The sequence below is a fragment of the Cupriavidus sp. SIMBA_020 genome (genome assembly GCF_046535395.1).
Lineage (GTDB): Bacteria > Pseudomonadota > Gammaproteobacteria > Burkholderiales > Burkholderiaceae > Cupriavidus > Cupriavidus campinensis.
Genome location: NZ_JAWRWU010000958.1, coordinates 1 through 260, shown reverse-complemented (window position 1 = coordinate 260; position 260 = coordinate 1). Strand labels below are relative to the sequence as shown.

Here is a 260-nt window from a genome sequence, read left to right as displayed (position 1 = left end):
CGATTAAAAGTTTGCCGTGAAATATTGGGGATTACACGCAGTGACAGTATGTCTGCTTGCTTCCAGAATACCGCCCACACTGTGTTTTTTCCCAAGAAGCCGGCGACGGGCGATGCGGATTTCGGGGTATCCACCTGATAAGCCGGGTCGAACAGAGCCGCTCACAACCTTGCTGGAGAACTCCGCATGATGTTTCTGCATCGCCTTACCCCGGTAGCTATGGCATTTGGGGCGCTTGCCCTGGCAGGTTCCGTGCACGC

The 260-nt window shown here is 55.0% G+C and carries 1 protein-coding gene; it reads right to left on the bottom strand.

The window, feature by feature from the left end:
* Nucleotides 1-3: 3 nt before the first annotated feature.
* A partial coding sequence (locus SB751_RS32295) for a hypothetical protein (protein WP_410749297.1) occupies nucleotides 4-260 on the bottom strand: 257 nt, incomplete at its 5' end.